This window comes from Enterococcus sp. AZ101 (assembly GCF_050499005.1).
In the GTDB taxonomy this organism is placed as follows: domain Bacteria; phylum Bacillota; class Bacilli; order Lactobacillales; family Enterococcaceae; genus Enterococcus_L; species Enterococcus_L ureilyticus.
On the sequence record NZ_JBMHEZ010000001.1, the window covers coordinates 1,238,116 to 1,251,076 of the forward strand.

Below are 12,961 nucleotides of genomic sequence, written 5' to 3' on the forward strand. Positions count from 1 at the left end.
ATAACACGGAAAGGTGGATTTTGACAATGACACCACAAGAAGCAGATGCATTGGACCATTACTTGACTACTCCGCCAGAAGAGTTTTACAAAGAAGTAGATGAAGTAGACGAGACAGAAAACTGGAATAAAGACGATAAAGGGACCGTTATCTCTGATAATGATTGGGTATTTGTTGCTTACTTTAAAAAGTATGTAGTCGAAACGGATAAATGGTCAACTGAAGTCTATGAGAAATATGTAGTGGAGCAAAACGGATTTTTAGACCTCGTAGAAGACAAAGGTGCAGATAGATTAATAAAAGAAAAGCTAGAAATTATAAGTGGGAAAGAGTGGTTGAAAAATAAATGACTGATAGTAAAGATGATGGATTCTATCAAAAATTAATGAAGTTGATAGCACAGTTTAGTGTACCGAAAGATAAGAAGAACGAGTTCGGCGATTTTAATTTTAGAGATGCTGAAGCGATCATGCGTGCAGTTAAACCATCAGCAATAGAACTAGGACTTTATATAAAAACAACGAAAAAAATTGTAAAAATTGATGATCGTTTTTATACAGAAGCAACTGCTTCAATAACTGATGGGGAACATACAGAAGAATCAGTAGCTTATGCAAGAGAACCCAATATACTACCAAAAATGAGCGAACCTCAAGTATCTGGTTCAGCTGGTTCTTATGCGAAGAAATATGCATTACAGGATTTGTTAATGATAGATGATGGTAAGAGTGATCCTGATAGACAAGATAATACTAGTTACGTTCAGTTAATTGATGGTAAGCAACTTTCATTATTAAGAAAGAAAGCTAGCGAGATAACTGACATTACGGGTATTCAACCAGATGACTTTTTAAATAAACTATGTGAGCTTTTTAAAATTAAATCAATAGACCAGTTAGCATACAAAAGTTTTAGTCAAGCTATGGCTAAGTTAGTCAATTGGGAACGTAGCTACGAAAAAAATAGTCACAAAAACGATAATGAACAAGCAAAGCAGCCGGACATACAGAATAACAACGCTGTTCAAAATAATATAGATATTCCATGGGGGCAAAAACAATGAACGAACTAACAACAGATATCAAATTTAACGTAGATTTTAAACCGTCAGAAATCACTATCCAAAATGAAAAACAACTCGAATCATTAGTAGCTGCAACAGTTACACATTACTCTACTTTAGTTTTTACGGATGATAATATTCCGGAAGCCAAAGAAGCAAAAGCCAAGTTAAACGGCATTTCCAAGTTACTTGATGACCAACGAAAAGAAGTGAAAAAAAAATACAGCAAACCATTAACAGATTTTGAATCAAAAATCAACGGTTTAAGAGATCGGATTCAAGACGTTTCTGACAATATTAATTTAGGTGTCTCAAAATATGAGGAAAAACAAAAACAATTACGTGAAGAAAAAATTAAGCAAACTATAGATGAAATGGCACCAAACTACGAAATAGATATTGCTGCAGTGGAAATCAAACCTGCATGGCTTAATAAGGGATCATTTACCACTAAAGGTGAACTGACTAAAAAAGTATTGGAAGAAATCGCTAGCATCATGACATTAATCGCCAAAGAAAATCAACGCATTAAAGAGGATAAAGTATCTGTATTTAACTATGCCAAAGCAGTTGGCTTAGATGGTGACGGCTGGTCAGCATGGATTGATAAAGGACACTCTCTAGTCGAAATTATGAAAGAAATCGATCAAGCAGTCAAAGACAAGAAAGCTCGTGAAGAACAGGAAAAAATAGCTGAGGAAAAACGTTTAGCGCAAGAAGTAGCTGATCGCAAAGCAAAAGAAGAATACGAGCAAGAGATGAAAAAATTACGTGAACGGACAGTTGACGACAAAGTAATCGACACCGAAACAGGCGAAATTATCCAGGAAGACACAGAACTTACTAGACAAGAAATTGAGGACACTCAAACATACACTCTTAAAGTAACAGGAACACACGAACAGTTATCAGCATTAAACAAATTTATGGTAATTGAAGGAATCAAAGTGGAAGTGATTTAAATGATTGGAAAAATTATATCTCACGACAAAAACAAATTAATAATTGAGTTTGACGAAGATATCAATCCTGAGTATCTAAAACTTTTGAGCAGAGGAAAATCAAACTATGTATTAACTAAACTACTAGACAATGAAAAAATGTCCTCTGCTCAAAATGCAGTGTCTCATACATTGATTAGAGATATAGCAAATCATTATTTTGTGGATGCTCAAGAGATGGAGATCAGTCTTAAATATCAATACAGCTACAGAGAAATTTATGGATTTTCGCACTCAGATGCAACTATGGATGAAGCGACAAAATGGATTGAATTTCTAATTGAATTCATTTTGATGAATGGTGTGGAATTGCCTAAAAGGTATACCTATCTATTAGACTATGACAAATTCTTTTATTTCGCCTGTAAGCACAGGAAGTGCTGTGTTTGTGCGAAAGAACGTGGTCAAATACACCATGTTACAGCAGTGGGCAACAGAAAGAGAAACAATGTTGACCACAGGCTTTTCCCATTCGCTTGTGTTTGCTTAGAACATCATAATATTGCACATTCATTAGGCGAAAAAGAATTTCTATCTAAATATGAAGTTACGCCAGTTTTTCTTGATAAAGACACATTAATAAAAATTGGTATAACCTCAAATGCTCAAATTATGAAGTTTGATGAAAAATATAAAGATGAAGAACTATACAAGAAAGCGATAGGAGGGTGACCTTTCAATGATTGAAGAAATAAAAGACAAAATATGTAAACTTGAAGGTCAAATAGTGGAGCAACATTTAAGTGTAGGACGAGCTGAATCTGAAGTAGATGATTTACAAAACCAACTTGAAGTTGCAGAGGTAGATTTGGATGATGAACTTAAATACTTAGAAGAAATGGAAAATGAACTAAGCGAGCTACAAGAACAATTAGAAACTATTGAAGAAGATGGCGAAAGTGACAAGTTTTACAGTTACGGAGCTGGACAAACACAAGAGGAAACATTGTTTGATTTTATCGAAGATTAATAACGGGGGAATGTACGTTGTCAGATAAACAAAAAAAACGTTATTACTGGCTTAAACTAAAAGAAAATTTTTTTGAAGAAGATACTATCGAATGGTTAGAAGAACAAACGAACGGAAAAGAGTATTGCTTAATCTACCTAAAGTTATGTCTAAAGTCCTTAAAAACTGACGGAATCCTAGCAAGAAACGTGGGAAATATGCTAATTCCTTATGATGCAGAAACACTATCCAAGATAACAAATTCTACTGTCGATACTATCAAAGTAGCAATGGATATATTCAAAAAAATCGGTTTAATTCAGATTTTAGATGGTGGCGAAATTTATATAAATCAGTTGAATGAACTTGTTGGATCGGAAACAGAATATGCAAAACAAAAGAGGTTACAAAGAGCAAAAACGGACAATGTCCAGACGTTGTCTAGCGGATGTCTTGAAAATGTCGCCCAGAGTATAGAGTTAGAGAAAGAGTTAGAGATAAGAGATAAGAGTATAGATATAGAGAAAGAAAAAAAGGCTCCGAAAAAACCGAAGCCTAAACCCATCCGTCACAAATATGGTGAATATGAAAATGTTCTTTTGTCAGACCAAGACATGGAGAAACTAAAATCGGAGTTCCCGAACGATTGGAAAGACAGGGTTGAAAGAGTTTCAATTTATTGTGCTTCTACCGGCAAAAAGTACACTAACTTTTTAGCGACTATCAGAGCTTGGGCTAAGAAGGATAAGGATAGACCGCAAACAGGCACCTACCAACGCCAACCAGTCAGACAAGAGACTATGCCAGATTGGGTAGATAATCCAACGCCGGAGGAAAAACTATCAGCAGAGGAACAAGCCAAACTGGATGCGGAGATCGCAGCGTTTTTAGGTAAAGGGAAATGAACTACCCAATAGGCGTAAGACGTCCAACCAAGCTAAAGCAACAACAGAAGCAAAACAAGTATAAAAATAAAAAGACGATCGTTGACGGTATCACGTTTGATTCTAAAGCAGAAGCTGCTTATTACTATCAGCTAAAGCAGCAAGGTATCACTAACTTTAAGATGCAAGAATCGTTTGTGATCCATGATGCTTTTAGCCTAAACGGTAAGAGGTATCAGGCTATCAAGTACAAACCTGATTTTACATTTTACGAAGGCGATCAGTTGGTCAAGGTGATAGATGTCAAAGGCAAACGTACAGCGGACTTTAATATAAAAGCTAAGATGTTTGCTAAGAGGTACGGTGTGCCAATTAAGTTAGCGATTTATGATTATAAAAATAGAAATTTTGCCGAGGTAACGGCATAGGAGGAAAAAGAGATGGGAGAATTAACGAATACAACCGAAAAGAAAGCAAATAAATTACGGAAACTAGTGGACGAAATGAAATCAATGGATCGCTTTAGACAGAGACAAAGCGAGCAAGACAGAAAAATTGTAATTTCTGTATGCACCCCGAATGGAACGAACTTGACAAACATATATCCAGATAATTTCGAGGGATTAAACGATAACATTTTAGGGTTGGTGGAAGTGGCGTTTAACAAAAGATATGACGAGATTACAAAAATATTAAACGATGAGTTCGGCGGAGCTTATACGGAGGTAAACGATGATTAACAACGTTGTACTAGTCGGGCGTCTTACAAAAGATCCTGACCTCAGATATACAAGCAGTGGTTCAGCAGTCGCAACATTTACCCTAGCTGTTAACCGTAACTTTACGAATGCAAATGGAAATCGTGAAGCAGATTTTATTAACTGTGTGATTTGGCGTAAACCAGCAGAGACAATGGCGAACTATGCCAAGAAAGGCACATTACTAGGTGTAATTGGACGCATTCAAACTAGAAATTACGAGAATCAACAAGGTCAACGAATTTACGTGACAGAAGTTGTATGTGAGAACTTCCAACTGTTAGAAAGTCGTGCGAGTAGCGATAATTCGCAACAGAATCAAAACAACACGTTTAAATCGCAAGATAATAGTCAACAAACGATTGACGGAATGTCAGAGCATGGATTTAATACAAAAGCTGATCCGTTCAGCGGCACAGGGCAAACAATCGACATAGCAGATGATGATTTGCCGTTTTAGGAGGTAAGAGAAATGTATGCAGCGAAAGGATTTAAAACTGGTGAAATCTACATGATTAGCAATAGCAAACCAACACTGATGCTGAGATTAAGCCGTAGATATAAATATAAATCAACTACAAGCAAGAAATCACTGCAAGGATACAAAGAAGGACATATTTATCCAGAACCACTGATTATTACGTTTGAAAGGACTGAACCGAATGAATAAACCGAAGTTTAGAGCGTGGGATGAAAGTGACAAAAAAATGATTGAATGGGAGCATCTAATTAATTATTGTGATATTGGTTATTTATTTGGAGGATATGATGGTGGATTTGGAAAAGAAGGTCCTAAATCTTATGAGTACCCTATCCCTATGCAATACACAGGACTAAAAGACAAGAATGGTGTGGAGATTTATGAGGGGGATGTATGCGAATGGCATATTCCTGATATGGGCAGACCAGAACCGGATGCAATGATCCGTTACGCTTCAGTCGTTGAATACAGACAGGGGAGCTTTAATTTATCAGGATATTTATTTCCTAACGTGAGGCTTATCAAAGTATTAGGTAACATCTACACAAACCCAGAATTACTAAACGAGGTGGAGTAGATGTGGAAAGTTAAATATCTAAGCTGGTCACACAAGGTCAAAACTACGAAAATACAAGCGTTTACGGAAAAACAAGCTGAACAAACAGCAAGTAATTTGTCAGATGTTAAGTGCATTTTAGATATTAAGGAGGACACAACACATGGGAATTGAGGAATTAGAGGAATATGTTGAAAGCTTGAACCCAGTTGATACATGGGGATGGAGCGTTAAACGTGACAGAGTATGGGCGGACAAATCAAGTTTGCTGTATTTCGTAGGTGAAATTAAGCAACAACTCAAATCATCACTACCAACCCAACAGGACAAGGTTGTGGTGCCAGAGTTGCCTAGACACATTATAGATTATCTAAAATGGTGTGAAAGAAATAATAAAACTCTTTTAGAAGTAATTGGTGGAGCTAGATGTCACGATGCTGATTATGTTTTTTGGACAGAAGAAGAAAGAAGAAAAATTGCTGTTGCGTATGCTACTGGTGACTACACCGTGGAAAAAGAGCAGTTGTATGTTGTAGAAATAGGCGGAATGTATCTTAAAGAGCCTTTAGCTGATACATCAGACTACACCATAAAAATGACATGGAATCGAGAATATGCTTATCAGTTTAAAAGTTGGAACGTCGCTAGAGAGCATATATCTAAACTAGGCGGCGAAATTGTACCAGTAGAGGAGGGATCACAATGAACGGAACATTTGTATACCATCATCTAAAAATCGCACCAGTGTTTTATCGAGATGTAATTTCAGGAAAAAAGAAATTTGAAATCCGTGTCAATGATCGGAATTTTTTAGAAGGCGATCACTTAGTACTGAAAGAATTTGAGGATGGAGAATATACAGGCAATGAGGTAGAGGTTTTAGTCACATACATTCCTGATTTTCCGTTGCCAGGTAATTATGTAGTGATGGGGATTGCACCAGTAGAGGGTAACCTAGATTTAAATCAAGCGGATTTGTTAACAATTACAGATTGGTTTAATGGATATGTTGCCAAATACTATGACTCAAATCCTGATAATGTCAAAAAAAGGATGCCACAACAACATAAAGACCTTATTGACCGTATTTTGGAAGTGCAAGGAGTTTTAGACAACAAAAAAGCCTAGAGCCAGAACTCTAGGCACCACGCTTAAGAACTCTAGGTCCGAGCGGTGATCGCTCGTAAATAGTGTATCAAAAATATAGCGTGATTACAAATAGATTTTTAGAGGAGGAAGCGGAATGATTATTGTTTTGACTGCAACTGTTCTTTAGCTACGAAAACCCATGCGATTAACCATAAAACCATTACTATAAAAAACGGTTTGAACATAGTGTGAGTTAAAAAATATATGTTTAATGCGCAAAACACAACGGATAAAGAAGCAAACTTTTTAGACAAAATAATCACAACCTTTTTATTTTTGATTATACCACAGGAGGACTGAAAATGAGTGGAAAAACGTTAAAGCATGAGCTGTATAAACACGGCAGCTATTTACACAGCCTGAAAGAATCAGGATCAGAATTTGTCAATATTGATGACGAGATCGAAAAGGTTGAAGAATTATTTCAGTTGGCATCAAAAAAAGACCGGCAACCAACGCTTGCGGTCGGGGAGTATTACCTTGATAAAGATGTAAACAGGATTGTAAAAATAGAAAATCATGAAACTGGTTATACAGAAATTGTATATTTGTCTGACGGCAAATTATTAAGAAGTGTGCTTTACAATTTAGAGGATTATTTTGAAAAATGGAATCCAGCCACCGCCGAACAGATAGCAACTTTCCGACGAGCGGAACACTTTGCCAGTAAAGGGCGTAAGTTAGATGAGTTTCGGGTGGGGGATAGGGTTTCCTTACACGGAACAGATGAGATAGTTAGGATCGAGGCTTTAAGAGGTGGCGCTATTAGTGGAACGACAGAATCAGGGAATTCTTACAGTATTTCATCGTTGGGAGGACCTACCGTTACCCTCTTCCAAACAGCCGAAGAACTGCAGGAGGTAGAGAACAATGAATAAACGACAACAAAAGAAACGACTAAAAAAAGCATTGGATATTTTAAATGAGATTCAAGTAATAGATTCTGATTATGAAACAGAAGGTGTTTTGTATATTTTAGTTGAAGACAATGGATACAGTCGCTTAATGATCGAAAAACATTGCGGATTGTTAGGACTGGATAAAAAGAAATTTATCCAAGCTTGTCGAGAAGAGCAAGAAGATAATGAACTTGATTTTGCGAAAGCATGGTATTTATGGAATGAGATTAACGGTTCTGCAATTTACCATAGTAGTAAAAATGGATTTAGTTTAGAGCGATGGATTGAAAGGAATGAGTAGGGATGAAAGATAGGCTTACTAAGGATAGAGAAAAATTCAGCAAGGTTAAGTGCCTATCATTTATTAAGCAATGTAGATGCAAACATGATTTTGTTTATTTAGGCATTGATAATCAATATAAAGTATATGGTTGCATGAAATGCGGAAAGTATAAATTAAACTAACTAAACGAAAGGAGTGGAGGTTTGTCGGCCGACACTAAAAAGCTTTTTACTCCTTTGTGATTATATGAAAAACAAAGCATTATTTACAAGCGATAAGCAGGATTGGGAAACACCGCAAGAATTATTTGATCAATTAAACAATAAATATCATTTTGATTTAGACGCAGCAGCCAGCCACGGTAATGCCAAACTACCAAAGTATTTTACCGCTGAGGACGATGCATTGAGCCAAGATTGGGGATTGTATCAAAGTATTTACTGCAACCCGCCGTACGAAACAAAATTGCAAAAAGAATTTATCAAGAAAGCGTACGAGACCCATCAAAAACACGGAAACACCATTGTGTTGTTAATACCTGCAAGAGTAGAGACTAAGCGTTGGCATCAATATATTTTTGGCAAAGCTGAAATAGAGTTTATCGCCGGGCGGTTGAAGTTTGAGGTTAATGGCGTGAAATCTAAAGAGCCAGCGCCGTTTCCGTCAGCATTGGTTGTATACAAAGGCAAGAGGACGGTTGCTGTTAGATTGGATGGTGATAGTTGATGCTAGAACTAAACAAAATATACAACATGGATTGCATTGTTGGTATGCAGCAGATACCAGATAAAAGCATTGATATGATTTTGTGTGATTTGCCTTATGGGACTACTCAAAACAAATGGGATAGCATTATTCCTCTGGAGCAACTATGGCAACAGTATGAGAGGATCATCAAAGACAACGGCGCTATTGTTTTAACAGCTCAGGCACCTTTTGATAAAGTGCTTGCGGCAAGTAACTTAAAATTATTACGTTATGAGTGGATTTGGGAAAAGACTTCAGCTACTGGTCATTTAAATGCCAATAAGATGCCGATGAAGGCGCATGAAAATGTATTAGTGTTCTACAAAAAACTACCTGTGTATAATCCACAGATGCTACCTGGGAAACCTTATGTTAATAAATCAGGGAGAACTACATCGAAAAACTACGGAAAATTCGATTCTAGTTTCCCTACTGAAAATCTAACTGGAGAACGTTATCCCAGGTCAGTACTTACTTTTAAAAAGGATGTTCAAAAATCAAAAATACATCCAACCCAAAAGCCAGTTGCTTTGTTTGAGTACCTTATCAAGACGTACACTAACGAGGGAGATTTAGTATTTGACGGATGTAGTGGCTCAGGTACTACTGCAGTAGCTGCAATTAATACTAATCGCCAATATATCTGCATGGAAAAGGAAAAAGAATACTTTGATAAGTCGATTGAACGGCTTATCAGATTGGATGGTGACCAATGAAACGGATACTAAACTATCCAGGTAGTAAGTGGCGGATCGCTGACATAATCATCAAAAATATACCAGAGCATACAACCTATTTGGAACCATTTTTCGGAAGTGGCGCTATATTTTTTTCTAAGGATCCGTCACGAATTGAAACGATAAACGATCTGGATGAACGAGTATACAACTTTTTCAAAATCTGCAGAGACCAACCAGAACAGTTAGCTAGGGTTGCTTACCTTACACCAATGAGTAGGCAAGAACAAAATTTGAGTGTGCAAGATACTCGAGATCCATTGGAAAATGCCAGAAGGTTTTTGACACAATCATGGCAAAGTATAGGTGGCGTTCAAAGACACAAAACAGGATGGCGATCTAATATTGACAAAATAGGCGGAAAACTCCATGAATGGAATGAGATACCAGAAAGAGTTTTAGAAGTAGCTGATCGTTTGAAAGATGCACAAATTGAAAATCAGGATGCCGTTAAGTTGCTACAGCGATATAACAGAGAAGAAGTTTTTGCATATATTGACCCACCATATTTATTAAGCACCAGAAAAGGTCGATATTATGAAACGGATATGGAGGACAATCAGCAACCTGATCTTTTAGATGTATTAAAGAGCTTTAAAGGGAAATTCATTTTATCAGGTTATGATAACCAACTATATGATGATATCCTGAGTGATTGTTACAAGATGTATATCAATGCACAAGCAGAAGCTGGGCAATCTAGAACAGAGGTTCTTTGGATGAATTATGAACCATCTGGACAGATGACATTGTTATGAAAGTAGGTGATAGCTGATGTACGGACCATGTCCAGATAGATATCCAGCAATAATGAGCAATCTAATATATACAGGTATGACAGCAACACAAACGAGTGATAGGGTAGCTCAGATGTTAAGCAGTGGAACTGTTGATCAGGTCCAATGGCATGAGTTACCCAAGCAGCCAGACTTAAAAACAAAAGGCGACAAACGCAACGGCACCATGAGCAGGCAGCAGGCGTTTCTTGACGCTTAACCAATCAAGAAAATCTTAAAACATATGATAAAGCTGGGATTAAATCTAAAAAAGCAACGATACAAATAGTTATTCCTAAAATTAGAACTATAGTATTTGATATTTTCTGAAATTTCGTATGCAGTATCTCAGATATGATAAACACGCTGGGTAAATAAATTAAAATAATACCAATTAATAAGAAAATACCTGTACGAGGCTTTTCAAAGTCTCCTGAAATTCCTTTAAAGTACAGAATACCTTGATATCCAAGCCTATATAGATGAATATCAAACAAAATTGTCGTACTAAGCAAAAGTAAAAAGATGATTAGTGTTTTTGGATCAAAATATTTTTTCAAAAAAACAACTCCTTTATGGAGTAATTATAACATAGGAGGGATAGCGGATTGAGTAAAATTACTGAATTGTCAGATGAACAACTGGATATACTAGCGGATAAAATTACCGTTAGAATAACACGAGAGCAACAAAACGAATTTGAAAAAATGAGACAGTACGCCTTTCACAATACAAGATTGCTTTTAAAAAATTACGACAAGTTAAAAGCTCATGTTCAAACGGTGGAAGATCAATTGATTGGAGATCAAGAAACCTTCTGGAATCACAAGTATTTAACTCTTAGTGCTTTGATGCAGAACAGAGCTAAGACGGTCAAGATTATGCATCATGTGAGGAATTGTTTAGACGAATATGAAAGAATATGTAATGAATCTCATAGCAGAGGATATAAGTTGTTACAACAAAAGTATTTTGGTCCTAAACTTAGCGACGAGATGATTGCAAGCTACTACGATATTTCGAGGCAAGCAGTCAATAGTCAAATCAAAGAGGCGATTAACGATTTTTCTATATTGTTATACGGCGTTGAAGCGTTAGAGATTAAGTGACTAGTTGCATTTCGGTTGCAAAGCACTTGCCACAACGTTACATTTTCCATTGTATAATGATATCGTGGAATTAAACCAAACATCAAACGAAAGACAACTGCACAAAAATAAAAAGCTAAAACCAACTTTTCAGTATTGATGTTTGGATTGTTTCCGTTAAGTTGATGGAGAATCTAAGAATAGACTACTCACATAGTGCCATTCTTAAACCAACCGTTGACTGAGAGGTCACTCACAGGTAAATACCTAGTTTACAGACTGTGGGTGGGTACATAGCGAATCGATTTATAATTGTAAAGTTTAGCGACTGTGACTTTTCTGCACTTCATTTTGTTCTATTTTTATAGTATTCTGTATATAAAAAGAAATGAGGAAAATAGGAATGGATATACAATACATCGGTTTGAAGGGGTCTGAAATTAAAGGAGAAAATATAATAAGTTCATCAATTAAATCTCCTAAAGATTTTGATGATTTCAACGTCAACATTATAGACCTGAGTTACGAAGCATTATGGAGTAAACTCCCAACTACATATTCTTCGACTGGTACAGAATATGAAAGTGACTTTGATACTATTTCTCAAATGATAAATAATACAAATAAAAAAATTGTTATTATATTGCCACAAAATGGTTTGTATCAATATGGACTTAAGGATTTCTTAAGTAAGTTTTATAGAGGATTTGAAATGGTGACAAACATACCTATAAATTTAGTTTTCGGTACAACTAAAACAAAAGTTAAGGATATGTTGCTAAAATCTGATTTTACTTTTAATGTAATTAAGGACTCTATAGATAAAGTAACTACATCTGTAAAAGGGAAAAAAGCGACAACTATTAGTTATGAGAACGTTATGATAACAACGCTTATGATAAATAATTCGGATGAATTAAATGGTTTCATGATTGAGACTAATCTCGTTTTGACAAATAGCGATGAAATACCAGAATGGATGGAGGGAGTAATAATGTTTGACGATAAACAACAATTGGATTCTATCAAAATTAAAGAGCAACAAATACAAGAAATTAAAAACAAAATAACCACAGCTCAAGAAATATTGAGCAAAAATGAACGTTTAAAATCAATTTTGTATACTCAATCAGATTCATTGGTGGAAGTAGTTTTTGATATATTTGAAGAAATTTTAGATGTGGATCTTTCTGAATTTGAAGATAAAAAGATAGAGGATATTTCATTTTCTATTGGTGATATGACCTTTATCGGAGAAATCAAAGGAATTACAAGTAACGTAAAAACGCCCAACTTATCTCAGTTAGACAATCACTATACTAATTTCGTTGAAGAACACCCTGAGATTCCTGAAGAAAGTATCTATAAATTACTAATAGTAAATCATCAAAGAAAAAGACCGGTAAGCGAAAGAGATCCAATTGATCATAAGCAAATAGAGCTAGCGGAAAATAAGTATACTTCACTAATTATAGAAACAAGTGAACTGCTAAAATTATTGGAAAAGTACAGAGACGAATCTATTTCTAAAGAAGAAATTATTGATTTACTTACTAAAAACGGTTTATTAAAAATCGAGTAAATTAATAT

At 35.7% G+C, this 12,961-nt stretch carries 22 protein-coding genes; 21 read left to right on the top strand and 1 reads right to left on the bottom strand.

All coding sequences use genetic code 11. The features are described from left to right. The first annotated feature begins 26 nt into the window (after positions 1-26). The 19 genes from IGJ50_RS05795 (at position 27) to IGJ50_RS05885 (ending at position 10,265) form a co-directional block, all read left to right on the top strand. Positions 27-350: a hypothetical protein gene (locus IGJ50_RS05795; RefSeq protein WP_429949340.1), complete on the top strand. Its 324-nt coding sequence runs from the start codon at positions 27-29 to the stop codon at positions 348-350. Next, the gene (locus IGJ50_RS05800) at positions 347-1,063 is read left to right on the top strand and encodes an ERF family protein (RefSeq protein WP_429949341.1); all 717 of its coding nucleotides are present in this window, start codon (positions 347-349) and stop codon (positions 1,061-1,063) included. The genes IGJ50_RS05795 and IGJ50_RS05800 overlap by 4 nt, the downstream gene beginning before the upstream one ends. Next, positions 1,045-2,025, top strand: a complete 981-nt coding sequence (locus IGJ50_RS05805) for a DUF1351 domain-containing protein (protein ID WP_429949342.1) — start codon at positions 1,045-1,047, stop codon at positions 2,023-2,025. The genes IGJ50_RS05800 and IGJ50_RS05805 overlap by 19 nt, the downstream gene beginning before the upstream one ends. Then, positions 2,026-2,736 (top strand): putative HNHc nuclease, encoded by a 711-nt coding sequence (locus tag IGJ50_RS05810; protein ID WP_429949343.1) that lies wholly within the window; start codon positions 2,026-2,028, stop codon positions 2,734-2,736. Positions 2,737-2,743: 7 nt separating this feature from the next. After that, positions 2,744-3,034, top strand: coding sequence for a hypothetical protein (locus IGJ50_RS05815; protein ID WP_429949345.1), 291 nt, complete (start codon positions 2,744-2,746; stop codon positions 3,032-3,034). A gap of 17 nt (positions 3,035-3,051) precedes the next feature. Then, complete coding sequence (locus IGJ50_RS05820; protein ID WP_429949346.1) at positions 3,052-3,918, top strand: phage replisome organizer N-terminal domain-containing protein; 867 nt, start codon at positions 3,052-3,054, stop codon at positions 3,916-3,918. Further along, positions 3,915-4,325, top strand: a complete 411-nt coding sequence (locus IGJ50_RS05825; RefSeq protein WP_429949348.1) for a DUF1064 domain-containing protein — start codon at positions 3,915-3,917, stop codon at positions 4,323-4,325. The genes IGJ50_RS05820 and IGJ50_RS05825 overlap by 4 nt, the downstream gene beginning before the upstream one ends. A gap of 12 nt (positions 4,326-4,337) precedes the next feature. Next, the gene (locus IGJ50_RS05830; protein WP_429949349.1) at positions 4,338-4,637 is read left to right on the top strand and encodes a hypothetical protein; all 300 of its coding nucleotides are present in this window, start codon (positions 4,338-4,340) and stop codon (positions 4,635-4,637) included. Beyond that, positions 4,630-5,115, top strand: a complete 486-nt coding sequence (gene ssb, locus IGJ50_RS05835) for a single-stranded DNA-binding protein (RefSeq protein ID WP_429949351.1) — start codon at positions 4,630-4,632, stop codon at positions 5,113-5,115. The genes IGJ50_RS05830 and ssb overlap by 8 nt, the downstream gene beginning before the upstream one ends. Before the next feature lie 12 nt (positions 5,116-5,127). Continuing rightward, positions 5,128-5,325, top strand: coding sequence for a hypothetical protein (locus tag IGJ50_RS05840; protein WP_429949353.1), 198 nt, complete (start codon positions 5,128-5,130; stop codon positions 5,323-5,325). Further along, positions 5,318-5,713, top strand: coding sequence for a YopX family protein (locus IGJ50_RS05845; RefSeq protein WP_429949355.1), 396 nt, complete (start codon positions 5,318-5,320; stop codon positions 5,711-5,713). Before IGJ50_RS05840 ends, IGJ50_RS05845 begins: the two co-directional genes overlap by 8 nt. Then, entirely contained in the window at positions 5,714-5,866 is a 153-nt protein-coding gene (locus tag IGJ50_RS05850; RefSeq protein ID WP_429949357.1) for a hypothetical protein, read from the top strand. Next, on the top strand, positions 5,856-6,398 hold the full coding sequence (locus IGJ50_RS05855; RefSeq protein WP_429949359.1) for a DUF1642 domain-containing protein: 543 nt from the start codon (positions 5,856-5,858) through the stop codon (positions 6,396-6,398). The genes IGJ50_RS05850 and IGJ50_RS05855 overlap by 11 nt, the downstream gene beginning before the upstream one ends. Continuing rightward, the gene (locus IGJ50_RS05860; protein ID WP_429949361.1) at positions 6,395-6,820 is read left to right on the top strand and encodes a DUF3850 domain-containing protein; all 426 of its coding nucleotides are present in this window, start codon (positions 6,395-6,397) and stop codon (positions 6,818-6,820) included. Before IGJ50_RS05855 ends, IGJ50_RS05860 begins: the two co-directional genes overlap by 4 nt. Positions 6,821-7,143: 323 nt before the next feature. Next, positions 7,144-7,719 (top strand): hypothetical protein, encoded by a 576-nt coding sequence (locus IGJ50_RS05865; RefSeq protein ID WP_429949363.1) that lies wholly within the window; start codon positions 7,144-7,146, stop codon positions 7,717-7,719. Continuing rightward, positions 7,712-8,041 carry a hypothetical protein gene (locus IGJ50_RS05870; RefSeq protein WP_429949365.1) on the top strand — a complete coding sequence of 110 codons (330 nt, stop codon included), beginning with the start codon at positions 7,712-7,714 and terminating at the stop codon, positions 8,039-8,041. The genes IGJ50_RS05865 and IGJ50_RS05870 overlap by 8 nt, the downstream gene beginning before the upstream one ends. A 228-nt stretch (positions 8,042-8,269) precedes the next feature. Then, positions 8,270-8,749 (top strand): DNA N-6-adenine-methyltransferase, encoded by a 480-nt coding sequence (locus IGJ50_RS05875; protein WP_429949367.1) that lies wholly within the window; start codon positions 8,270-8,272, stop codon positions 8,747-8,749. After that, a complete protein-coding gene (locus IGJ50_RS05880; protein WP_429950031.1) occupies positions 8,749-9,486 on the top strand; it encodes a DNA-methyltransferase in 738 nt (245 codons plus the stop codon). Before IGJ50_RS05875 ends, IGJ50_RS05880 begins: the two co-directional genes overlap by 1 nt. Next, positions 9,483-10,265, top strand: coding sequence for a DNA adenine methylase (locus IGJ50_RS05885; RefSeq protein ID WP_429949369.1), 783 nt, complete (start codon positions 9,483-9,485; stop codon positions 10,263-10,265). The genes IGJ50_RS05880 and IGJ50_RS05885 overlap by 4 nt, the downstream gene beginning before the upstream one ends. Before the next feature lie 242 nt (positions 10,266-10,507). Here IGJ50_RS05885 and IGJ50_RS05890 read toward each other — a convergent pair whose 3' ends face one another. Next, complete coding sequence (locus IGJ50_RS05890; protein WP_429949370.1) at positions 10,508-10,843, bottom strand: hypothetical protein; 336 nt, start codon at positions 10,841-10,843, stop codon at positions 10,508-10,510. Positions 10,844-10,891: 48 nt separating this feature from the next. Between IGJ50_RS05890 and IGJ50_RS05895 the strand changes: the two genes are divergently transcribed. Both IGJ50_RS05895 and IGJ50_RS05900 read left to right on the top strand, forming a co-directional pair. Further along, positions 10,892-11,392 carry a hypothetical protein gene (locus tag IGJ50_RS05895; RefSeq protein ID WP_429949372.1) on the top strand — a complete coding sequence of 167 codons (501 nt, stop codon included), beginning with the start codon at positions 10,892-10,894 and terminating at the stop codon, positions 11,390-11,392. A gap of 382 nt (positions 11,393-11,774) precedes the next feature. Then, positions 11,775-12,953, top strand: a complete 1,179-nt coding sequence (locus IGJ50_RS05900; RefSeq protein WP_429949373.1) for a hypothetical protein — start codon at positions 11,775-11,777, stop codon at positions 12,951-12,953. Positions 12,954-12,961 lie beyond the last annotated feature (8 nt).